We start from the raw sequence: 21977 nt of genomic DNA on the forward strand, positions 1-21977 counted from the left end.
CGCATAGTATAATTACTATTGGTATTGTTATTTAGTAGCATAATTAATTATACCAAAAAATCGCTCAGACCTCACGGTCCGGGCGATTTTTCTGTCAGGGGAGTTTTTTTACAGCCCCTTTTATAGATTCGTTACAAAATATCGCGAAATGTAAATTGTTTTGTGTATGGGGCGTGCTATATACTATTATGAGCAGGATAAATGAAGCGGAAATACAGTGCAGATGAACCATATGAGTAAGTTATGACAAAACAGGATGAGGAAAAGCTATGATTGCAGTGATCAGAGGAACCGGCTCGTATATTCCACCGCGGGTGGTGGAAAATGAGGAGCTAAAAAATTATATAGAAACAAGCGATACATGGATCAGGGAACGGACAGGAATAGAAAGGCGCCACGTCGTGACGGATGATACAGTCGCCTCCATGGCTGCAAAAGCAGGTAGAGCGGCATTGGAAAATGCCGGAATACAGGCGGAATCGCTGGAGCTGATCATCGTATCCACAACAAGCCCAACGCAGATGATCCCATGCAATGCCTGTCTGGTGCAAAAGGAGCTTGGAGCGGTGAATGCATCATGTTTTGACCTGAATGCAGCCTGTAGCGGATTTGTCACAGCTTACCAGACGGCCTGTGCTTATATAGAAAGCGGATTGTATCAGAAGATCCTTGTGATCGGCAGTGAAGCGCTTTCCTGTATTACGGACTGGTCGGACCGCGGTACCTGTATTTTGTTTGGAGACGGAGCAGGTGCAGTGGTACTGGCGGCGGAAAAGGGAAAAAAACAGGAATCTGTCTGCGGTGCAGATGGCAGCATGGGGGATGCACTGACATTATACAGCGGATATTTATCAAATCCGTTTGGAACACCGGTGCAGGAAGAAGCCGTGGCTGACGGAAGGAAAAATGCGTTTGTACGGATGGACGGGCAGGCAATTTTCCGGTTCGCCGTCCGGAAGGTACCACAGATCATCGAGGAGCTGTTGCAGAAAAACAACTTACAGAAGGAAGAGATCAAATATTATATTTTGCATCAGGCAAATACACGGATTGTGGAAGCTGTTGCCAAAAGAACCGGGCAGCCCATCGGGAAATTTCCGATGAACGTACAGGAATATGGAAATACATCCTCTGCTTCTGTTCCGATTTTATTGGATGAGCTTTGCCGGGGCGGAAAAGTAAGAACCGGAGACAGACTGGTGATCGCAGGGTTCGGAGGCGGACTGACCTGGGCTGCCAGTGTTGTGACATGGCGGTAGGAAGATGGAAATGGGAAAAGGAGAATATGATGCATACAGAAATAAATGAAATACTGGGAACGGAATATCCGATCATACAGGGCGGTATGGCATGGGTCGCAGAATATCATCTGGCTGCAGCAGTATCGGAAGCCGGTGGATTTGGGCTGATCGGTGCAGCGAATGCACCGGCTGACTGGGTCAGGGAGCAGATCCGGAAAACAAAGGAATTAACGGATCGTCCATTCGGTGTAAATGTCATGTTAATGAGCCCCTACGCGGACGAAGTTTCCCGGGTGATCGCAGAGGAAGGCGTAAAGGCTGTTACAACAGGAGCCGGTAATCCGGAAAAATATATGGAACTGTGGAAAGCACGGAATATCAAAGTCATTCCGGTTGTGGCATCGGTTGCACTGGCAAAGCGTATGCAGCGTTGCGGAGCAGATGCGGTCGTGGCAGAAGGATGTGAATCCGGCGGTCATATCGGAGAAAGCACAACGATGACACTTGTACCGCAGGTTGTGGACGCAGTTGATATCCCGGTGATCGCTGCAGGAGGAATCGGCGATGGCAGAGGAATCGCATCAGCACTGATGCTGGGGGCGAAAGGTGTACAGATGGGTACGCGGTTTGTGGTCACAAAAGAATGTCAGGTGCATCCGGCTTATAAGGAACGCATCATCCGGGCAAAAGATATTGATACCAAGGTCACGGGGAGAAGTACAGGACATCCGATCCGGGCACTGCGGAATGACATGACAAAAGTTTACCTGCAAAAAGAGCAGGAAGGAGCATCTGTTGAGGAACTGGAACTTCTGGCATCCGGTGCACTCAGAAGAGCCGTGCAGGAAGGAGATATTCATAACGGCAGTCTGATGTCCGGACAGATCGCAGGTCTTATTAAAGAAGAAGTTAGCTGCAAACAACTAATTGATATGCTGATAAGACAGACAAAAGAAGCATTAAACAGGAGCAGGATGTATGAGTAAGATTGCATTTATCTATCCCGGACAGGGGGCGCAGAAATGTGGCATGGGACGGGATTTTTATGAAAACAGTGAGCAGGCAGAAAAATACTTTGACGCTGTTTGCAGACGGCTTGATTTTGATCTGAAAAAAATCTGTTTTACAGAAAATGAAGAGATCAATCAGACGGAGTATACACAGCCGGCAATGGTCGCAGTCTGTCTGATGATGGCGCAGGAGCTGTTTGCACAGGGAATCAGACCGGAAATGACTGCGGGACTCAGCCTTGGAGAATATGCGGCAATCGCAACAGCCGGGGCATTTTCCATGGAAGATGCAGTACTTCTTGTCAGAGAGCGTGGAAAACTGATGCAGTACACTGTACCGGCGGGCATTGGCGGTATGAGTGCAGTGCTGGGTATGGAGGCTGCAAAGATAGAAAATGTGCTGAAGAACATTCCGGGTGTTATGATCGCAAATTATAACTGCCCGGGGCAGATCGTTATCACGGGAGAGCTTACAGCACTTGAAAAGGCGGGCACTGCATTGAAGGAAGCAGGTGCAAAGCGTGTACTGCCTTTGAAGGTAAGTGGTCCGTTCCATTCTTTACTGATGGAGCCGGCAGCTTCAAAACTGAAGCAGGAACTCTCCAAAGTAACGATATCCGATCTGCAGATCCCTTACATTTCCAATGTGACAGCACAAAAGGTAACAGACAAGCAGGAGATTGCTGCACTGCTTTGTGAGGGAATCCATTCTTCCGTGCACTGGGAGCAGAGTGTCAGATATATGATAAGGCAGGGAATCGATACTTTTGTGGAAATCGGTCCAGGAAGAACACTGGCCGGGTTTATGAAGAAAATAGACCCGACAGTAACTGTGAAAAATGTTGCCATCTGGGAAGATGTGAAGAAAGTGGTAAATGAATTATGTTGACTGGAAAAGTAGCACTGGTAACAGGTGCATCAAGAGGAATCGGATGTGCCATTGCCAGAAAACTTGCAAAAATGGGAGCACTTGTGATCGTAAATTATAACGGTTCAAAGGAGGCGGCGGAGGCAGTTGCCGGGGAAATCTGCAAAGTCGGCGGAAGTGCTGTAACGTATGGATGTGATGTGGCGGATGAAGCTGCCACAACGGCTATGATCGCCGCAATCACAAAGGATTACGGGGGAATAGATATTCTGGTCAATAATGCCGGGATCACAAGAGATAACCTGATGCTCCGTATGACAGATGCGGAATTTGATGCGGTGCTTGCAACTAACCTGAAAGGGGCATTTCATACAATGCGTGCTGCAGCAAAGACAATGCTGAAAAAGCGTTATGGCAGGATCATTAACATTGCATCCGTTACGGGAATGACAGGAAATGCCGGGCAGGCTAACTATGCAGCAGCAAAAGCGGGACTGATCGGAATGACAAAAACTGCCGCGAGAGAACTTGCAAGCCGTGGAATTACGGTAAATGCAGTTGCTCCGGGCTTTATTGAAACAGACATGACAAGGAAACTTCCGGAAGAGATCAGGAAAAAGGCATGCGGACAGATCCCGCTTGGGCGTTTCGGACAGCCGGAGGATGTGGCAGATGCGGTTGCATTTCTGGCTGCGGAAGGCGCATATCTGACAGGACAGGTACTTGCTGTTGATGGTGGCATGGTGATGTAGAATGGAGACAGAGAATGAAAAGAAGAGTTGTAATTACAGGAATGGGAGCAGTGACTCCGACCGGAAACTGTGTCGATGTATTTTGGAACAGCTGTAAGGAAGGGAAAGTCGGTATAGACAGGATTACAAAGTTTGATACAGCTGATTTTAAAGTAAGTCTGGCAGCAGAGGTAAAGGATTTCAGGGCTGCTGACTATATGGATCCGAAGGCAGCAAGGCGCATGGAGCCTTTTGCACAGTATGCCGTTGCTGCGGCAAAGGAAGCAATGGAAGACGCAGGTATTGATATGCAAAAGGAAGATCCTTACCGCGCCGGTGTGATCATCGGCTCCGGCATCGGAAGTCTTGAGACCGTAGAGGTTACTTATGGAAAAGTTCTGGAACATAAGGTAAACCGGGTAAATCCGCTGACAATTCCGAAAATGATCTCGAATATGGCAGCAGGCAATGTTTCTATTTTATTCGGTCTTAAAGGAAAGTGTGAAAATGTTGTAACAGCCTGTGCAACAGGCACAAACTGTATCGGTGATGCCATGCGTACGATCCAGTATGGGGAAGCGGATATCATGCTGGCAGGCGGCGCTGAAAGCTGTATCTGTCCTACGGGTATCGCAGGGTTTCAGCAGTTGACAGCACTTTCAACGGAAACGGACAGGCTGCGGGCTTCCATTCCTTTTGACAAGGACAGAAACGGTTTTGTCATGGGAGAAGGGGCAGGTATTTTGGTACTGGAAGAACTTTCTCATGCGCAGAAGCGTGGTGCGCATATTTATGCAGAACTTGTGGGATATGGAGCAACGGCGGATGCGTATCATATTACATCACCATGTGAGGATGGAAGCGGTGCGGCAAAGGCAATGGAGCTTGCCATGCAGGAAGCAGACATAGAACCGGCGCAGATTGACTATATCAATGCACACGGTACAAGTACACATCATAATGATCTGTTTGAAACAAGAGCGATCAGGCTTGCTTTTGGTGCGCATGCTAAGAATGTGCTGATCAATTCAACAAAATCCATGATCGGGCATCTGCTCGGGGCAGCAGGCGGCGTGGAAGCCATTGTCTGTGTGAAGTCTATTCAGGATGGCTTTGTGCACCGGACAGCCGGTACAAAAGAAACAGATCCAGAATGCGATCTGCATTATGCCATTGATGCACCGGTGGAGAAAAAGATCACTTATGCCATGAGTGATTCCCTGGGCTTTGGCGGACATAATGCGGTGCTTGTTTTTAAAACATTTGATGCCTGACGATTAGGGCAGGATGGTACAGAGTGATCACAGATCAGAAAAGGTGAAGGGTAAAGCTATGGAATTTGAAAATATGATAAAGCTGATCCAGACGGTGTCGGCGTCGGAACTGGACAGTTTCTGTTATGAAGAAAACGGTATCAGGATAAAATGCAGTAAGAAACCGGAAAAGACGGTTATGGTACGGGAACCTGCAGAAAACAAAGGGTATCAAGGTGAACTGAATGCAGGAAAAGCTGTTCGGAGCAAGAATTGTACAGACATTTCCTCACCACTGGTTGGCGTGTTTTATGAAGCACCGGCTGAAGGAGAGGAACCATTTATACAGGTCGGAGATCATGTAAAAAAGGGACAGGTGCTTGGCATTATTGAAGCAATGAAGCTGATGAATGAAATTGAAAGTGATATTGACGGCATTGTCCGGGAGATCAGGGTGCATAATACGGACACTGTGGAATACGGACAGACATTGTTCGTGATCGAAAATGCAAATGTAGAAGAGGCAGCATCATGAAATCATTACAGATCAATGAAATAAAAGAAATTTTACCGCACAGACATCCGTTTCTTCTGGTGGATAGGATTGAAGATTATGAACCGGGACAATATGCGATCGGGTATAAATGCGTGACTTACAGAGAAGATTTTTTCGCAGGACATTTTCCGCAGGAACCGGTTATGCCGGGGGTACTCATTATAGAAGCTCTGGCGCAGACAGGAGCTGTCGCTATTTTATCACAGCCTGAAAACAAAGGAAAGATCGCCTTTTTCGGCGGAATTGATAAATGCAGATTCCGTGGAAAAGTAGTACCGGGAGATATGCTCAGGCTGGAAACAAAGATTATAAAACAAAAGGGACCGGTTGGTATCGGAGAAGCGACAGCAAGCGTTGATGGGAAAGTAGTTGCCAGCGGACAACTGACATTTATGATAGGGTAAATAAAAATGATAAGAAAGTTACTTGTGGCAAATCGCGGAGAGATTGCCGTGCGGATCATCAGAGCCTGTCGCGAAATGGGAATTGAGACGGTGGCAGTCTATTCGGAGGCAGACAGGGAAGCATTACATGCAAAGCTGGCAGATGAGGCTGTCTGTATCGGCCCTGCTTCACTTTCTGACAGCTATTTATCGATGGAGAGGATCATCAGTGCAACTATCGTAACCGGTGCACAGGCCATTCATCCGGGATTTGGGTTTTTATCGGAAAATGCAAAGTTCGCATCGTTGTGTGAAAAATGCAATATTATTTTTATCGGTCCTAAGGCAGAAATAATTGAAAGGCTGGGCAATAAACAGCTTGCACGGGAAACGATGCAGAAAGCGGGAGTCCCTGTTATACCGGGCAGCGACAGAGCGGTTTTTGATTACCGGGACGGACTGCATGAAGCGGAAAAAATCGGTTATCCCATTATGATCAAGGCAGCTCTCGGAGGCGGTGGAAAAGGAATGCGTCTTTCCGGATCAAAAGAGGATTTTGAAAAGAATTTCCGGATTGCACAGGCAGAGGCAAAACAGTGCTTCGGTGATGATGCCATGTATCTGGAACATTACATAAAGGGACCGCGTCATGTGGAATTTCAGATCCTGGCAGATTCCTATGGTAATGTGGTACACCTTGGGGAACGGGATTGTTCTATCCAGAGAAAACACCAGAAGCTGATCGAGGAAGCACCATGCTGCGCACTATCACCCAAACAGCGAATGAAGATGGGACAGACAGCGGTCCGTGCAGCGAAGGCAGCAGGGTATATCAATGCAGGCACAATAGAGTTCCTGTTAGAACCTTCCGGTGCTTTTTATTTTATGGAAATGAATACCCGGATCCAGGTAGAGCATCCAATCACGGAATGGATCACCGGAATTGATCTGATCAAAGAGCAGATCAGGATTGCAGCAGGAGAAAAACTGACTTTTTCCCAGAATGACATCCGGATCAGCGGACATGCGATCGAGATGCGGATCAATGCGGAAAAACCGGAAGAAGAATTCAGACCGTGTCCCGGGACGATCACAGGGCTGCATTTGCCGGGCGGAAAAGGAATCAGGATCGATTCCGCAATATACAGCGGCTACAGGGTACCACCATTCTATGATTCTATGATCGCAAAGATCAGTGTCTGGGCAAAGACAAGGGAAGAAGCGATCCGAAAGGCACGTAGTGCTTTGGGAGAGGTCATTATTGAGGGTGTCGATACCAATGTGGATTATCAATATGGTATTTTGGAAGAACCGGACTATCAGAACGGGAATGTGGATATCAACTATATAGAAAACCATTTTTGAATTTGGGAGAAACGTTGACCGATGAATTTAGATCATGTATTCAAAAAAACAGCAAAGGAAATGTATCATACCGGTATCAATCCGTCTGTTCCGGACGATCTATTATGCAAATGTAAAAAATGCGGCGGTATTGTGCTGATAGATGATGTCAGAAGCAGTGGATATATCTGCCCGAAATGCGGCGGCTATTTTCGAATGAGTGCTTATGAACGCATTAAAAGAGTTGCGGATGAAGGTACGTTTCTGGAATGGGACAGAAATCTTGTCGGAACGGATCCGCTGCAGTTTGAGGGCTATGAGGCAAAGCTTGCAGCGACAAGGCTGCGCACGCATATGAAAGAGGCAGTTATCACAGGCCGCTGCAGGATCGGTGGCAGACAGACTGTTCTTTGCGTTATGGATGGTAGATTCTTTATGGCGAGTATGGGAGAAGCTGTCGGAGAAAAAATAACAAGAGCGGTAGAACGTGCCACGAAATTGAAATTACCCGTTATTATCTTTGTGTGCTCAGGCGGTGCAAGAATGCAGGAGGGGATGCTGTCCTTGATGCAGATGGCAAAAACAAGTGCCGCCATAAAAAGACACAGTGAGGCGGGGCTTCTCTATATCAGTGTGCTGACGGATCCGACAACAGGCGGCGTAATGGCAAGCTTTGCAATGCTAGGGGATATCATACTGGCCGAACCCGGAGCACTTGCCGGATTTGCCGGACAACGTGTGATCGAGCAGACGATCCATCAGAAGCTGCCAAAAGGATTCCAAAGAGCAGAATTTCTGCAGGAGCATGGCTTTGTAGACCGGATCGTAAAAAGAGAAGAAATGAAGCAGGTACTCACAGACCTTTTGCTGCTGCACCATGCGGGAGAAGAAAACATACAGGAGAATTGCCTGGGATTTAAGGCTAAATCCAATGAGTTAGCCAATAGTAACTTAAATGATAGTCGGAAAGAGCTGATTCAGCAGGGTGAAACACGGGCAGATCAGAAAAAAGAAACAGCATGTAAAGCCCAAAAGTTGTTCCATACAAAGTCTGCATGGGAACGTGTCCAGCTCGCAAGGGAGCAGGGGCGTAGTATCAGCTCAGACTATATCAAAGAGTTATTTCCGCTTTTTTATGAATTACATGGGGACAGGGCCGGAACGGATGATCCGGCGGTCATTGCGGGAATTGCCATGTTTCAAAATGAACCTGTGACGATCATCGCACAGGAAAAGGGAAAAAATACAAAAGAACAGATTGCCCATAATTTCGGTATGTGTCAGCCGGGTGGTTATCGTAAGGTAAAAAGATTACTGGCAGAGGCAGAAAAATTTAAGAGACCGGTGGTCTGTTTTGTGGATACACCGGGTGCTTACTGTGGTATTGAAGCGGAAGAACAGGGACAAGGGGAGGCAATTGCCACATCCATTTCGGATATGTCAGCACTTTCAGTCCCGGTTTTATCCATTATCATCGGAGAAGGAGGAAGCGGCGGCGCGCTTGCGCTTGCGACAGCCAATGAGGTCTGGATGTTGGAAAATGCAATGTATTCCATTCTTTCACCGGAAGGGTTTGCCAGTATTTTATGGAAAGACAGTCACAGAGCAAAAGAAGCGGCTGCATGCATGAAACTGACGGCAGAGGATCTGCTGAAGCTGGGTGTCATTGAAAAAGTATTTGCGGAAGAAGAAAAACTGCCTGCTGGGCTGCCAAAATTGACGGCAGAGATTTCCAAAGAAATAGGTTCCTTTTTGCAAAAGTATGAAAGAATAAAGCCTGAACAGGTAAAAGAAATGCGGTATGAACGGTTCCGGAAAATGGGAAAATTACAGCTGTAAATGTATGAGGAAGCGAGATATAATAGGTGCAGGAGAAAATACTTTAAAGGAAGAATAATGCATGGCAGATCTGTTTACAAAAGAATATAATACGCGTACAAGGTTTACCCGCATGTGTATCGGGGAAGCCTTGTTTGTGTTGCTGGATCAGAAGGAATACGGACAGATCCGTATTTCAGATATTGTAAAGCGTGCGGGCGTTTCCAGGATGACATTTTATCATTATTACGATACAAAAGAGGAGGCCATTCAGGATTATTTCCATGAAATTGTAAAAGAATATGTCTGGGAAGTGGAGAGAAGTAAAGGGAAGCTGGGACATTTTCATGACAGAAGCAGCATTATGTATGCGCTTAGTTTTTTTGATCAATACGCTGATTTCATTTTGAAAATTGTGCATGCGGGGCTGTATTCCATTGTGATAGATGCGATGAATACTTATCTGATCGAAAAGATCAAACCGGTCTACCATATTCCGGATTATGAATTGTTTTTTTATGGCGGTGCACTCTTAAATGTGTTTATCCAGTGGGAAGAAGGCGGCAAGAAAGAAACCGCTGCGGAAATTGCACAGACAATTTCCGCAGGGATCCGGACGCATACACATTTATAATGGAAAGGATGATGAGATATGATAAACGAAGATCTGATCGTTAAAATGACAGCGTTTAATGCTGGTGATCCAAAGCGGATCCAGCATTTTCTGAAAGTATATGAATTTGCACATGTGATAGGTGTGAGGGAAGGACTGGATCCGAAGACATTACATATTCTGGAAATGGCAGCTATCCTGCACGATATCGGAATCCGTCCTTCGGAAGAAAAATACGGTAGATGTGACGGAAAGCTGCAGGAGCAGGAAGGGCCTGCCTACGCAAAGGAAATGCTTGCACAGTTCCCGGAAGTGACTGTGGCTGAGACTGCCAGAATCTGTTATCTGATCGCACATCACCATACATATGAGAATGTGGACGGTTTGGATTACAGAATTCTTCTGGAGGCGGATTTCCTCGTGAATGCGCTGGAAGATAATCTGTCCAAGGAAGCAATCAGAAAATGCAGGAGTAATGTATTTGAAACAGAGACAGGGATTTATCTGCTGAATACGATGTTTGGGGTGTGAGAATAAGAGATATATGATATGAACCATAAAATGCAATAATTATCGCCAAGTGATATCCTCTTATTTATAGTTCATCAATGAACTAAGATAAGAGGATATTTTCATAATCATGGACAGTTATTTTAGCCATGGAATTGACAATATGGCATATATGCCATATTATAAAACAAAGGAGGATGCATGGCAGAATTTGAATTGATAGCATATGAAAAAGAAAATGGAGAAGTTCCGGTAGAAAAATTTCTTGATTCGGTGAATCCCAAAATGCGAGCTAAGATATTTGGATTGCTGGGGATTTTGCAGGAGAAAGGGAATCTGCTCAGAGAACCATATAGTAAGCATTTAGATGATGGAATCTTTGAACTACGGTGTAAATTCGGAAGTGATATTACCAGAGTTTTATATTTTTTCTATTATGAGGGAAAAATTATACTCACAAATGGATTTGTAAAGAAAACACAGAAAACGCCTAAGGACGAGATTCAGATTGCAAAGGATAGAAGAAAAGATTTTATAGAGAGGATGATGAAGGATGAGAACATTTGATGATATGCTTTCTAAGCAGTTACAGGACGAGGAATTCAAGAAAGAATATGAAGCCATTCAACCAGAAATGGATGTGATAAGGGCTATTGTGGATGCTCGTACTTCTCAGCATATGACACAGAAAGAACTGGCTGAACGTACCGGAATCAATCAGGCTGATATTAGTAAGCTGGAAAATGGAACCAGAAATCCTTCTGTCAATTTACTGAAAAGGTTAGCTGATGGACTGGGAATGACTTTGAAAATTGAGTTTGTGCCAAAACAGAAAGCGTGAACCAGATGGACAAAATAGAAAAGAAACGGCAGAAAGAACAGTATGTCGTGGAAGAAATGATAAAATTATACTGCCGGAAAAATCATTCCGGGGAAGGCTGGCAGGCAGGACAGATGTGTCCATCCTGTCGGGAACTGGCAGAGTATGCGAAGCTTCGCAGTGAAAAATGCCCTTTTATGAAGGAGAAGACATTTTGTGCAAACTGTAAGGTGCACTGTTATAAGCCGGAAATGCGGGAGAAGATCAGACAAGTCATGCGGTTTTCGGGGCCGAGAATGCTGCTGTATCATCCACTGCTTGCTATATGGCATCTGGTGTGCAGCAGGAAAGAGAAGAACAAAAAATAGGAGCTACTTATGATCAAGACTAGACTTGTGGGGCTTTTATCCCACGCAAAAAAGTACATTGTATATACGATACTGTGGCAATGGGCAGCACTTCTGTCGCAGGTGTTGGCAGTTTTTTCGATTGCAGCATTGCTGGAGCGGGTAGTATACGGGACTGTGACAGTACCGGTTCTGGAACGGACAATCGTTATCCTGCTTCTGGTTGTAGTCATGCGGTTTATCTGTGAGCGGATGGGAACAAGATCCTCTTATCTGGCATGTGTGGACGTGAAACGGATCCTGCGTGAAAAGATATACGAGAAAATGTTGAGGCTTGGCACTTCCTACAGTGAACAGGTATCCTCTTCGGAGGTCGTACAGGTTTCGACAGAAGGTGTGGAGCAGCTTGAAACGTATTTTGGAAAATATCTGCCACAGCTATTTTACAGCCTGATCGCACCACTGACGTTATTTGTCATTCTATGCAGGGTCAGTCTGAAGGCAAGTATCATTCTTCTGATCTGTGTACCGTTAATTCCCATTTCTATTGTTGGGGTACAGAAGATCGCCAAGAAGCTGTTAAATAAATATTGGAGCATCTATACAGGACTGGGAGATTCTTTCCTTGAAAATCTGCAGGGACTGACCACATTGAAGATTTATCAGGCAGATCAGCAGAAAGCAGATGAGATGGATGTAGAGTCACAGAACTTCCGCAGGATCACAATGAAAGTCCTGACAATGCAGCTAAATTCTACCAGTGTAATGGATATTGTGGCATATGGTGGTGCTGCGATCGGAATGGCTGTGGCTGTATCGGAATTTTTGAAAGGCAATATCGATGTGGCAGGAACCTTATGTATCGTGCTGCTTGCCAGCGAGTTTTTCCTGCCGCTTCGTCTGCTTGGATCTTTTTTCCATATTGCAATGAACGGAATGGCTGCAAGTGATAAGATTTTTAAGATCTTAGACTTGCCGGAGCCACAGACTGGGGAGAAAACATTACCGGATGGTGCGTTAGATATCTCTTTGAAACATGTGCATTTTTCGTATGAGAAAGACAGAGAAATCTTAAAAGGGATCGATCTGGAACTACCGGCAGGAAGTTTTGTATCCCTGGTCGGTGAATCAGGTTGTGGCAAGAGTACGATCGCAGGAATCTTATCGGCAAAAAATCATGGCTTTACCGGTGAGATTACGATCGGTGGATGCCCGCTTGCAGAAGTGAATGAGGCAGATCTGATGAAGCATGTCGTACTGGTACGACATAACAGCTATGTTTTCAAAGGAACAGTAGAAGAAAACCTAAAGATGGCAAAACCGGATGCCACAAAGGCGGAGATGGAAGCTGTTTTGGAAAAGGTCAATCTGCTGGGATTTTTACAGACACAGGATGGATTACAGACGAAACTGCAGGAAAGAGCAAGTAACCTTTCTGGCGGGCAGTGTCAGAGACTGGTGATCGCAAGGGCACTACTCAAGGATGCAGAAGTCTATATTTTTGACGAGGCGACTTCGAATATTGATGTAGAAAGCGAAGAACTGATCATGCAGGTGATCCATGAGATCGCAAAGACAAAGACCGTGCTGCTGATCTCACACAGACTTGCCAATGTTGTGGACTCCGATCAGATTTATTTCCTGAAAGACGGCGAGATCACAGAAAGTGGAAAACACGAAGACTTGATGCAGCAAAACGGGGCATACAGACATTTATATGACAGCCAGATGGCGTTGGAGAATTATGGAAAGGAGGGCAATGCATCATGAAAGAAGAAACAAAGGTTACAAAACGCAGAAGTGCCCTTAAGATCATGGGGAGCCTGATCGGTCTGGTAAAACCGCTGCTTCACATTATGCTGGCAGCGATCCTCCTTGGCACGCTGGGTTACTTATGTGCAATTTTTCTGACAATTCTTGCCGGACAGGTCATCATGCATGGTATTTTGACAGGAGCCGTCAAACTGGGTGTCCCGATCCAAAATATGTGGCTGATAGAAACACCGGTAAAAACAATCATCACAGTGATGATCGTTATCGCAGTGCTTCGCGGAATCCTGCATTATGTGGAGCAGTATTGCAACCATTTTATTGCATTTAAGCTGCTGGCGATCATTCGCCATAAAGTATTTGCAGCCCTCAGAAAGCTCTGCCCTGCTAAGCTGGAAGGACGGGATAAGGGAAATCTGATCTCCATTATTACAACAGATATTGAGTTATTGGAAGTGTTTTATGCGCATACGATTTCTCCGATCGCGATCGCAACGCTGACGTCACTGATCATGGTCTTCTTTATTGGAAGTTATCACTGGGCAGCAGGCTTGTTTGCACTGGCAGCTTATCTGATCGTGGGAGTTGTGATCCCGATGTGGAACGGAAAGCGCGGCAGTCAGAAAGGAATGGAATTCCGTACCAATTTTGGAGAGTTAAACAGTTTTGTACTTGACTCGCTTCGCGGACTGGATGAAACGATCCAGTATGGGCAGGGAGAGCAGCGGAAGGAACAGATGTCAGAGCGTTCGCGAAATCTTGCTAAAATGCAGGAGTTATTGAGCAAAATGGAAGGTGCGCAGCGTTCTCTTACTAATATGGTGATCCTGCTGGCATCGTTTGGCATGCTGGCACTGACGATTTCTTTATATGGAAAGAGTGAGATGGGGTTCGAGGGCATATTGACCTGCACAATTGCCATGATGGGCTCTTTTGGTCCAGTGGTTGCCCTTTCCAGCCTGTCAAATAATTTGAACCAGACACTGGCAAGCGGTGAGCGTGTGCTTACTCTTTTGGAGGAAAAACCACTTGTGGAAGAAATTCCGGGCGATGTGGAAACTGCAGAAGAAGAGAGCGTCAACTGGTCGTTTACCGGAGCAGAGGCGAAGAACGTAACGTTTGCTTATGAAAATGAAACCATTTTAGATCATTATTCATTAAAACTGCAGCCGGGAAAAATTACAGGTATTCACGGCGCAAGCGGCTCGGGAAAGTCTACCCTTTTGAAGTTGTTGATGCGGTTCTGGGATGTACAGGATGGAAGTGTAGCTGTGGATGGCGCAGATGTCAGAGAAATACCAACCAGACATTTGCGGGATATGGAAAGCTATGTCACGCAGGAAACACATTTATTCCATGATTCGATTGCAAACAATATTGCCCTTGCAAAACCGGGAGCTTCCCGAGAAGAAATTATGGAAGCAGCAAAGAAAGCCTCTATCCACGATTTCATTATGACGCTCCCAAAAGGATATGATACGGAGGTCGGCGAACTGGGTGATACCCTGTCCGGCGGCGAAAAACAGAGAATCGGAATCGCGAGGGCATTTTTGCATGACGCACCAATGATCCTGATGGACGAGCCAACCTCAAATTTAGACTCCTTGAATGAGGGCATCATCCTGAAGTCATTAAAGGAATCCGCCCGGAAGAAAACTATTGTTCTGGTATCCCACAGAGTATCCACGATGAACGTGGCAGATGTGGTATATGAAATGGAGAATGGGAGGATTTCGTGAGGGAATGTGTTGATTTTTTGTGTTTGGTTTAGGTGGGAAGTCCTTTGTGGAAATAAACAAGTGTATATGGTAGTATGATTGTAAATAATTATTTTAGGAGAGGGTGATTATGGTGGAAACGCATTATTTGGTAGATTATGAAAATGGTGGGGGAAATAGTCTTAAGGGATGTGAAAATTTATCTAGTACAGACCATATTCATATATTTTATACGGATAATTCGAAAAAAGTAACACTTGATATATTTGAAAATTATGGTAAAGCGTCTTTGGAGACAAAAAAGGTCCCAGCCGGAGATCAGTCTTTAGATAAACATTTAATTGCATACTTGGGCTATTTGGTTGGGAAAAACTCCAATAAAAAAGTAGAATATGTGATCATATCTTCAGATAAGGGATATGATAATGTGAACAGGCTTCTGCAAGAATGTGAAAAAGGCATATCTGTTTCAAGAAGAAGCACTATTGCGGTGAAAAAGATTACACAGAATAAAGAAGTGAAACAAAATACAGAAAAGAAAACAACAGTAGCTAAAGTAAATCCAGTCAAGAAAACAGAGTTGAATCGACAGGTACAACAGGCATTAAGCAGAAAAAAATATGAATCGAGGGTTATAAATGAAGTTGCAAAGGTTGTAACTTCCCTATATGGTAGTGAAAAATTTATGTGCGATGTACATAATGCTTTGCGTAGTAAGTATTCGAATTATCGCGAGGTATATGGAGATATTAAGCCTGTTATAAGTAAATATTAATCCGGAGAACCATTGCAAACATTGATTTTAATGTAAAATGTTCGGCTTATTTGTTTTAAAATCATAATACAGAAAGGTAAATAAATAAAAAAAACAATCGTAAAAATTTACGATTGTTTTTTTGTGCGTTTATGCATATAAAATAACCCTTAAGGTTGGAACGGGATACAACAATGTAAATGGGGTTAATAATGCAGCAGGATTTTTAGTAGATAAAAATCATTTTTTAGTAGCAAAAAATTAGGTGAGAATGAGGCTCGAATGCAAGAAAAGTAATAAAGACGGAGAAAAAGAAAGAGGTTGTTATTGACTTTTACGCTATGTAAAAATATAATTATAAGCATAAAAGTCAATAAAAAGAAAGGAAACTCTTGTGGGAGCAACTGAAGAAATTATCAAGATGGCAAAAGAGAATAATGGCACAGTTACTACTGCAATGGTGGTTGCAGCAGGGATTTCTCGTGGAAATATCAAATACCTTGTTGACAAAGGCATGATTGAAAAGTCGGCAAGAGGTGTTTATATTTTGCCGGGGATGTGGGATGATGAAATTTTTAATTTGCAGAGTCGTTTTAAACGAGGAATCTATTCTCATGAAACAGCGTTATTCCTTTGGGATTTAACGGATAGAACTCCGAACAGATATCACATGACGTTTCCGGCGAATTATAATTTGACAAAGCCTAAGGAAGAAAACATCCGATGCGTGCAATGCAAGGAAGAATGGTATGATTTGGGTGTGGTAGAAGTGCTTACGCCGGGAAAAAATACTGTAAGGGCATATAGTGTGGAGCGTACGCTTTGTGATATTTTGCGCTCATGTAGTCATGTAGATATTCAGGTAGTGACGGAGGCTTATAAGAGGTATACAACTAAAATGGGAAAAAATATTCCTGCCTTGTCAGAGTATGCAAAAAAGTTGAAGGTAGAGCAGAGGCTCAGAGCATATCTGGAGGTGCTGTTATGAAAAATGCGATGCAGCTAAAAGCGATTATTAAAAATCTTGCAAAGGAAAAATATATATCTGCACAATTAGTGATGCAGAATTTTATGTTGGAGAGATTGCTGGAACGAATATCCATTTCAAAATATCGGCATAATTTTATTTTGAAAGGTGGCTTCCTAATAGCAGCAATGGTGGGACTTGATACCAGAGCAACGATGGATATGGATGCAACCATAAAAGGATTGCCTGTCAATGAACAGACTGTTTGGAAAATGTTTGAAGAAATTTGCAAAATAGAATTGGAGGATGATGTGACCTTTAGTTTCCGTAGCATCGGAGAGATTCGAGAGGGTGATGTATATACTGGATATCGGGTTTCTTTGTCGGCAAATTATCCGCCAATGGCTGTTCCGTTGAAATTGGATATTACGACAGGAGACAAGATTACACCCAAAGAGATAGAGTATCAATTTAAACTTCTCTTGGAGGATAGAAGTATTTCGGTGTTTGCGTATAATCTGGAAACAATTATGGCAGAAAAATTGGAAACGGTTATATCCAGAGGTGACCAGAATACTAGACCAAGAGATTACTATGATATCTACATACTTGCAAAACTGCAATATGCAAATATAGAGCCGGATGCGCTGAAAGCTGCACTAAACGCCACTACAGAGAAGAGAGGATCCGCAACAGTTATTAAGGAGTATCGTAGCACTATGGATATAGTTAAGAATAGTGAAGTAATGCGGAAGCAGTGGAAGAACTATCAGAAAGATTTTGAGTATGCAACAGACATTGCATTTGAAGATGCTTGTGATGTGGTGGTAGAGTTGATGGATGAAATATACGTGACAAAAGTGAGTGAAGAATATTAAAATGACTAATAAGGGAAAAAATCAACGATAAGAATTATGTGAAAGCGAGGCGATGAATGTGCTGATGAATACACAGGAGTATCTTTCTGTTATTGAAAACATCAAGCAAGAAATCAAAGATGCACAATACCGTGCAACGATTCATGCAAATACGGATTTGCTACTTCTCTATTATGATATTGGAATGGTTATTAACGAATACAAAACTTGGGGAAATAAATTTATTGATAATCTTTCTTATGATATTCAGATAGCTTTTCCAGAGAGAAAGGGGTATTCCGTCCGAAACCTGAAGTATATGGCAAAGTTTGCCGCTCGTTTTTCTGATAGAAAAATTGTGCAAGAGGTGCTTGCACAAATTACATGGTATCATAATATTGCTTTGATGGATAAGGTTAAAACTGCGGAAGAACATATCTGGTATGCAAATGCAACTGTAAAGAACGGATGGTCTCGAAATGTTCTTGTCCATCAGATAGAAAGCAACTTGTATCAGCGGCAGGTTCTGGCAGATAAGGTTACAAATTTTGAGAACCGTCTACCGTCTCCTCAAAGCGAGCTTGCGGTGCAGACCATGAAAGATCCGTATGTCTTTGATTTTATTCCTTTCAGGGAAGATATGCTTGAACGGGATATTGAGCAGGCTCTGGTTCGGGATGTTACAAAGCTTCTTCTGGAGCTTGGAACGGGATTTGCATTTTTGGGTAATCAATATCACCTGAATGTAGGTGGTGATGATTTTTATATTGATTTGCTATTTTATAACCTGAATCTTCGCTGTTATGTGGTTGTTGAATTGAAAACCGGTGACTTCAAGCCTGAATATGCAGGTCAGTTAAACTTTTATCTGTCAGCTGTGGACGGTATTTTGAAAAAAGAGCAGGACAATCCGTCCATTGGTTTGCTTCTGTGCAAAAGCAAGAATAATGTGGTTGCAGAATATTCGCTCAAGGATATTTCAAAGCCGATTGGTGTAAGCGAATACAAAATAACCAGCAGTCTGCCAGATGATCTGGAAAAGCAACTGCCATCTGTTGAGGATATTCAAAAACGAATTAAATAAATTTAGCATCAAAATTTAAAATCAGGATACCGGAAGCTTGTTGGCTTTATATCAGAGTAATATTTTTTAGATACAACTTCCGATAAGTTCGACTTATAAGAAGCTATCATGTAAGACGATGAAGATATTCTGGTGATTCATATGGACTATTTGAAACATAATACTAAAATGGCACTTCCTTCAGTGTTAGTATTTAGGAATGATCCAGATACTATTTCGTATGAGATTTCTTCAAAGCAAATTTCTGAAGTAACTTGTGGTGTGTTAAAAATGGCTTAGTAGTAACCCTTTCCATTTTACTACCAATTTTACTACTAACAGGTAGTAACAACTTGCAAGGTTCTACTCTAATTCACCACAATCTGTAATTTCAGAGCATTTCACAAAATTTCCAGAAACCCTTGCAAGACAGGGTATTTCTGGACAAATTAAGGAGAAACAAAACTATGATAAAAATCCTATTCATCTGCCACGGCAACATACTAACCTTGATTAAAAATACTTGATTTTACAGTGTTTTAGGGATGTTACAGTAGATTTTTACCAACGATTTACCAAAGCTATTTGAGTAGAGGATAAACTACTCAGGATATGTAAAGAGAAGTATTATAATAGAGTCCTAGCAAAGAAAAATCCGCAATTTAGCGGATTTTTTTAATACATTCGTTAAATAAAAGCAATCTGTTAATCTTATCATCATAAAATTCTTTTTGCTGTTCAATCACAGCTTTATCATTATCCTCATAGGCAATTAAATCCATCTGTTGTTTACAATTTAGATAAGAACAAATAGCTTCATTTATTTGTGAATCTTCAAATATCATGTGTATGCTGCTGGGGATGTAGTTGCCATCTTTATCCTTATCAGCAGATATTTTCAATGGGGATTGTTCGTTAAGCTTCATAACTAAAGAAAGAACATCACTAACAGTATTAATATCGTAATCAAGAAATACAGTTACGCTAATGCCAAGAGCTTCTGCTATTTTTTGAAGCTGATCTGGTTTTGGATTTCGTTCACCGCTTTCATATTTCTTTATGGTAGATAAATAAATACCGGACTGTTTTGATAATTCGTCCTGTGTCATATCTTTTAATTTTCTATATTTTTGAATTTTACTTCCAATTGAATGTCTATTATCCATTAATAATCACCTCAAACAAATTGATATGAATATTTTAACACAGAGTTCACAAAAGTGGTACATTATTTTGAAAATATATTGACAACCACAAATGTGGACTATATAATAAAAATACGAACAGACCACAAATGAGGACTAACATAAAAAGAATAGATATGTTGAAAATACTTCTTTTGGCGAAGTTCAAGGATTCAAAATTTTGCTATATCATAATCCTGCGAGTTGCAAAGCAGCTCATACAATTGAATAACAATTACAGATATAGTGATAATTCCGGTTCAGATACCTGATGGAAATCAAATATACTTGCGAAGAGTGCTGAAGGATTGAGAAATGAAAGTGGAGCGAGTAAGGGTAGTCAATACTGTTGCGGAAGGATAATAAACTATGAAGGTGTTCAAAGGGAACTTCCTGGCTCTCGAAAAGGCGGTAGAGAGGATAGCATTATTTAATTTAACTTAATGCGTCGTAAACGCAGATGCGGCTTATCTGTAATTCCTATGTGTGCAGGCAAATGGGAAAAAAGCACACCTACATGGCATGAGCCGTGTAGAAAGCAGGTAAGTAGTGAATGGAATTAACTTTTAAAGGTGTGGATATAAGCACTGAGGAAAAGTTCGTCAGCTACATTAATTCACTGAATACAGCGATAATGAAGCAAAATGCCATGAATGAAATCAAGCAGGATTTATATGATGTTTCTTATTTGAAAAAGCGTTACCGAAAGATTGTAGCCAGAAATGAGAAAGCAGCTGCACTTGTTGCAGGCACTTATTATGTAAAAGAGATTACCGCACCAAAGGGATATGTCCTTTCCGGTAAGGTTCATACACTTAATGTAAAAGCAGGACAGACAACGGGAATCTCTGCAACTGATAAGGAACAGCTTGGAGCAATCACAATCTATAAAGAGGGTGAAGTGTTAAGCTCTTGGAACGGAAGCAATTTCACTTATGAGAAAAAGAAGCTTCAGGGAGCAACATTCAAAGTGACTGCCGGAGCAGATATCTATAAGGCAGATGGTACAAAGGTATATAGTGCAGGCGATGTTGTGGCAGAAAGCCTTACAACAGGAACTGACGGACAGGTAGTATTATCCGATGATGAGATAATCGTCATAGATCCAATGAACGAATACTTTGATATTGCCGAGACTTATGGCGGAACTGTAGTAAATATGTCTACCTACACGGATAACTATGTGAATCCGCTGGAGATGGATGTATGGAGCCTTGATCCGAATGATTCAAAGGGAATGGTAAGAGAAAAGGGCGAGTTTATGCTTGGACTTTGTGAGCAGTGCATCGGTGACAGTTTAAATTCAAGACAGAAGTCAATCATCGACCGCTGTGTGAGAAAGCTCTATATCGACATTGCAAGGAGTAAAGAGAAGTATATCCCTGTAATGAGTGATTTCTACGATATCCTTATGGCGCAGCCGGAGGACGAGGCAAAGGACATTGCATTGTCACTAGAGCTTTTCGTAAATGGTTCACTTAACATCTTCAATCACCAGACAAATGTGGATGTGGATAACAGATTTACAGTATATGGCATCAGGGACTTGGGTACAGAACTTAGTCCTATCACAATGCTTGTTATGATGGAATCCATTCAGAACAGGATTGTTGAGAATGGCAAGAGAGGCAAGGCAACATGGCTCTATATTGATGAGTTCCATGTCCTGCTTAATTCCGAGTATTCTGCAAAATACTTGCAGCAGCTCTGGAAGAAGGTAAGAAAGCAGGGAGGTCTTTGTACCGGTATCACGCAGAATGTAGTCGATCTGTTGCAGAATTACACAGCAATCTGGCTATGAATGTGCAGCTTGATAAGGAAGAGCATATGGAGAATGTGAAGGAGCAGGAACAGACAGAGCCGGAGAGGGCAGAAACTGAGCGAGTGGAAGCAGAGATTGTATATTCACCAATGGTCGCTGAACCGCAAGAGTATCAGTATAATGCAGATGCATTTGAGGCTAGAGGTGTGGATGAGGTGAAGCAGGAAGCGGCACATAAGGAAGTATCGAAGGTAAGAGAAGATAAAGCCAGATAGATGTGAGGACGTGGGAGAGATTCTGCGTCCTTTTTTAATGCGGATAAATATGATAGATGTTATAATGTGAAAAGATAAGTGCGAAACATGTGCTATACTAGCAAAAGTTGTTAATTACATAAAGGTGGGAGAA

The 21977-nt window shown here is 42.9% G+C and carries 22 protein-coding genes and 1 pseudogene; 22 read left to right on the forward strand and 1 reads right to left on the reverse strand.

Translation table 11 applies throughout. The features are described 5' to 3' along the window. Window positions 1–269: 269 nt before the first annotated feature. From KQI22_RS05990 to KQI22_RS06085, 20 genes are all read left to right on the forward strand, one after another. Window positions 270–1259, forward strand: a complete 990-nt coding sequence (locus KQI22_RS05990) for a beta-ketoacyl-ACP synthase III (RefSeq protein WP_216551220.1) — start codon at window positions 270–272, stop codon at window positions 1257–1259. A 29-nt stretch (window positions 1260–1288) separates the two neighbouring features. Then, window positions 1289–2227, forward strand: a complete 939-nt coding sequence (gene fabK, locus KQI22_RS05995; protein WP_216551221.1) for an enoyl-[acyl-carrier-protein] reductase FabK — start codon at window positions 1289–1291, stop codon at window positions 2225–2227. Next, complete coding sequence (gene fabD / locus KQI22_RS06000; RefSeq protein ID WP_216551222.1) at window positions 2220–3140, forward strand: ACP S-malonyltransferase; 921 nt, start codon at window positions 2220–2222, stop codon at window positions 3138–3140. Before fabK ends, fabD begins: the two co-directional genes overlap by 8 nt. Then, window positions 3134–3871: a 3-oxoacyl-[acyl-carrier-protein] reductase gene (gene fabG, locus KQI22_RS06005; protein ID WP_216551223.1), complete on the forward strand. Its 738-nt coding sequence runs from the start codon at window positions 3134–3136 to the stop codon at window positions 3869–3871. The genes fabD and fabG overlap by 7 nt, the downstream gene beginning before the upstream one ends. 14 nt (window positions 3872–3885) lie before the next feature. After that, window positions 3886–5124: a beta-ketoacyl-ACP synthase II gene (gene fabF, locus KQI22_RS06010; RefSeq protein ID WP_216551224.1), complete on the forward strand. Its 1239-nt coding sequence runs from the start codon at window positions 3886–3888 to the stop codon at window positions 5122–5124. A gap of 58 nt (window positions 5125–5182) precedes the next feature. Next, window positions 5183–5638, forward strand: coding sequence for an acetyl-CoA carboxylase biotin carboxyl carrier protein (gene accB, locus KQI22_RS06015; RefSeq protein ID WP_216551225.1), 456 nt, complete (start codon window positions 5183–5185; stop codon window positions 5636–5638). After that, window positions 5635–6063: a 3-hydroxyacyl-ACP dehydratase FabZ gene (fabZ, locus tag KQI22_RS06020; protein ID WP_216551226.1), complete on the forward strand. Its 429-nt coding sequence runs from the start codon at window positions 5635–5637 to the stop codon at window positions 6061–6063. Before accB ends, fabZ begins: the two co-directional genes overlap by 4 nt. 6 nt (window positions 6064–6069) lie before the next feature. Then, window positions 6070–7407, forward strand: coding sequence for an acetyl-CoA carboxylase biotin carboxylase subunit (locus KQI22_RS06025; RefSeq protein WP_216551227.1), 1338 nt, complete (start codon window positions 6070–6072; stop codon window positions 7405–7407). Window positions 7408–7428: 21 nt separating this feature from the next. Then, window positions 7429–9225 carry an acetyl-CoA carboxylase, carboxyltransferase subunit beta gene (accD, locus tag KQI22_RS06030; RefSeq protein WP_216551228.1) on the forward strand — a complete coding sequence of 599 codons (1797 nt, stop codon included), beginning with the start codon at window positions 7429–7431 and terminating at the stop codon, window positions 9223–9225. Window positions 9226–9286: 61 nt separating this feature from the next. Beyond that, the gene (locus KQI22_RS06035) at window positions 9287–9838 is read left to right on the forward strand and encodes a TetR/AcrR family transcriptional regulator (RefSeq protein WP_216551229.1); all 552 of its coding nucleotides are present in this window, start codon (window positions 9287–9289) and stop codon (window positions 9836–9838) included. Window positions 9839–9856: 18 nt separating this feature from the next. Beyond that, the gene (locus tag KQI22_RS06040) at window positions 9857–10348 is read left to right on the forward strand and encodes an HD domain-containing protein (RefSeq protein ID WP_216551230.1); all 492 of its coding nucleotides are present in this window, start codon (window positions 9857–9859) and stop codon (window positions 10346–10348) included. Window positions 10349–10528: 180 nt separating this feature from the next. Continuing rightward, window positions 10529–10894, forward strand: coding sequence for a type II toxin-antitoxin system RelE/ParE family toxin (locus KQI22_RS06045; protein ID WP_216551231.1), 366 nt, complete (start codon window positions 10529–10531; stop codon window positions 10892–10894). Beyond that, the gene (locus KQI22_RS06050) at window positions 10881–11168 is read left to right on the forward strand and encodes a helix-turn-helix domain-containing protein (RefSeq protein ID WP_216551232.1); all 288 of its coding nucleotides are present in this window, start codon (window positions 10881–10883) and stop codon (window positions 11166–11168) included. Before KQI22_RS06045 ends, KQI22_RS06050 begins: the two co-directional genes overlap by 14 nt. Before the next feature lie 5 nt (window positions 11169–11173). Continuing rightward, entirely contained in the window at window positions 11174–11515 is a 342-nt protein-coding gene (locus KQI22_RS06055) for a nitrous oxide-stimulated promoter family protein (RefSeq protein WP_216551233.1), read from the forward strand. A 9-nt stretch (window positions 11516–11524) separates the two neighbouring features. Next, a complete protein-coding gene (locus tag KQI22_RS06060; protein ID WP_216551234.1) occupies window positions 11525–13264 on the forward strand; it encodes an ABC transporter ATP-binding protein/permease in 1740 nt (579 codons plus the stop codon). Further along, window positions 13261–15003, forward strand: a complete 1743-nt coding sequence (locus tag KQI22_RS06065) for an amino acid ABC transporter ATP-binding/permease protein (RefSeq protein WP_216551235.1) — start codon at window positions 13261–13263, stop codon at window positions 15001–15003. The genes KQI22_RS06060 and KQI22_RS06065 overlap by 4 nt, the downstream gene beginning before the upstream one ends. Window positions 15004–15112: 109 nt before the next feature. Next, window positions 15113–15757 carry a PIN domain-containing protein gene (locus KQI22_RS06070; RefSeq protein ID WP_216551236.1) on the forward strand — a complete coding sequence of 215 codons (645 nt, stop codon included), beginning with the start codon at window positions 15113–15115 and terminating at the stop codon, window positions 15755–15757. 373 nt (window positions 15758–16130) lie between these two features. Then, window positions 16131–16724: a type IV toxin-antitoxin system AbiEi family antitoxin domain-containing protein gene (locus KQI22_RS06075; RefSeq protein WP_216551237.1), complete on the forward strand. Its 594-nt coding sequence runs from the start codon at window positions 16131–16133 to the stop codon at window positions 16722–16724. Further along, window positions 16721–17581: a nucleotidyl transferase AbiEii/AbiGii toxin family protein gene (locus KQI22_RS06080; RefSeq protein ID WP_216551238.1), complete on the forward strand. Its 861-nt coding sequence runs from the start codon at window positions 16721–16723 to the stop codon at window positions 17579–17581. Before KQI22_RS06075 ends, KQI22_RS06080 begins: the two co-directional genes overlap by 4 nt. 64 nt (window positions 17582–17645) lie before the next feature. After that, window positions 17646–18644 carry a PDDEXK nuclease domain-containing protein gene (locus tag KQI22_RS06085; protein WP_216551239.1) on the forward strand — a complete coding sequence of 333 codons (999 nt, stop codon included), beginning with the start codon at window positions 17646–17648 and terminating at the stop codon, window positions 18642–18644. Between the two features lie 641 nt (window positions 18645–19285). Here the strand turns inward: KQI22_RS06085 and KQI22_RS06090 are convergent. Then, complete coding sequence (locus tag KQI22_RS06090; protein WP_118489406.1) at window positions 19286–19789, reverse strand: helix-turn-helix domain-containing protein; 504 nt, start codon at window positions 19787–19789, stop codon at window positions 19286–19288. A gap of 745 nt (window positions 19790–20534) precedes the next feature. Here KQI22_RS06090 and KQI22_RS14030 point away from each other — a divergent pair. Both KQI22_RS14030 and KQI22_RS06105 read left to right on the forward strand, forming a co-directional pair. Continuing rightward, window positions 20535–21596 (forward strand): annotated as a pseudogene (locus KQI22_RS14030) (SpaA isopeptide-forming pilin-related protein); the annotation flags it as partial. Window positions 21597–21634: 38 nt separating this feature from the next. Beyond that, window positions 21635–21844, forward strand: a complete 210-nt coding sequence (locus KQI22_RS06105) for a hypothetical protein (protein WP_330623280.1) — start codon at window positions 21635–21637, stop codon at window positions 21842–21844. Window positions 21845–21977: the final 133 nt, after the last annotated feature.

Source organism: Kineothrix sp. MSJ-39 (assembly GCF_018917935.1).
In the GTDB taxonomy this organism is placed as follows: domain Bacteria; phylum Bacillota; class Clostridia; order Lachnospirales; family Lachnospiraceae; genus CAG-194.

Excerpts from the sequence above, each read along its gene's own strand:
- fabF (WP_216551224.1), top strand. The coding sequence starts at position 3,886 with ATGAAAAGAAGAGTTGTAATTACAGGAATGGGAGCAGTGACTCCGACC.
- KQI22_RS06105 (WP_330623280.1), top strand. The coding sequence starts at position 21,635 with ATGGAGAATGTGAAGGAGCAGGAACAGACAGAGCCGGAGAGGGCAGAA.
- KQI22_RS05990 (WP_216551220.1), top strand. The coding sequence starts at position 270 with ATGATTGCAGTGATCAGAGGAACCGGCTCGTATATTCCACCGCGGGTG.
- fabK (WP_216551221.1), top strand. The coding sequence starts at position 1,289 with ATGCATACAGAAATAAATGAAATACTGGGAACGGAATATCCGATCATA.
- KQI22_RS06050 (WP_216551232.1), top strand. The coding sequence starts at position 10,881 with ATGAGAACATTTGATGATATGCTTTCTAAGCAGTTACAGGACGAGGAA.
- KQI22_RS06070 (WP_216551236.1), top strand. The coding sequence starts at position 15,113 with ATGGTGGAAACGCATTATTTGGTAGATTATGAAAATGGTGGGGGAAAT.
- KQI22_RS06065 (WP_216551235.1), top strand. The coding sequence starts at position 13,261 with ATGAAAGAAGAAACAAAGGTTACAAAACGCAGAAGTGCCCTTAAGATC.
- accD (WP_216551228.1), top strand. The coding sequence starts at position 7,429 with ATGAATTTAGATCATGTATTCAAAAAAACAGCAAAGGAAATGTATCAT.
- fabZ (WP_216551226.1), top strand. The coding sequence starts at position 5,635 with ATGAAATCATTACAGATCAATGAAATAAAAGAAATTTTACCGCACAGA.
- KQI22_RS06035 (WP_216551229.1), top strand. The coding sequence starts at position 9,287 with ATGGCAGATCTGTTTACAAAAGAATATAATACGCGTACAAGGTTTACC.
- KQI22_RS06045 (WP_216551231.1), top strand. The coding sequence starts at position 10,529 with ATGGCAGAATTTGAATTGATAGCATATGAAAAAGAAAATGGAGAAGTT.
- KQI22_RS06055 (WP_216551233.1), top strand. The coding sequence starts at position 11,174 with ATGGACAAAATAGAAAAGAAACGGCAGAAAGAACAGTATGTCGTGGAA.
- KQI22_RS06080 (WP_216551238.1), top strand. The coding sequence starts at position 16,721 with ATGAAAAATGCGATGCAGCTAAAAGCGATTATTAAAAATCTTGCAAAG.
- fabD (WP_216551222.1), top strand. The coding sequence starts at position 2,220 with ATGAGTAAGATTGCATTTATCTATCCCGGACAGGGGGCGCAGAAATGT.
- accB (WP_216551225.1), top strand. The coding sequence starts at position 5,183 with ATGGAATTTGAAAATATGATAAAGCTGATCCAGACGGTGTCGGCGTCG.
- KQI22_RS06025 (WP_216551227.1), top strand. The coding sequence starts at position 6,070 with ATGATAAGAAAGTTACTTGTGGCAAATCGCGGAGAGATTGCCGTGCGG.
- KQI22_RS06085 (WP_216551239.1), top strand. The coding sequence starts at position 17,646 with ATGAATACACAGGAGTATCTTTCTGTTATTGAAAACATCAAGCAAGAA.
- KQI22_RS06090 (WP_118489406.1), bottom strand. The coding sequence starts at position 19,789 with ATGGATAATAGACATTCAATTGGAAGTAAAATTCAAAAATATAGAAAA.
- KQI22_RS06060 (WP_216551234.1), top strand. The coding sequence starts at position 11,525 with ATGATCAAGACTAGACTTGTGGGGCTTTTATCCCACGCAAAAAAGTAC.
- fabG (WP_216551223.1), top strand. The coding sequence starts at position 3,134 with ATGTTGACTGGAAAAGTAGCACTGGTAACAGGTGCATCAAGAGGAATC.
- KQI22_RS06040 (WP_216551230.1), top strand. The coding sequence starts at position 9,857 with ATGATAAACGAAGATCTGATCGTTAAAATGACAGCGTTTAATGCTGGT.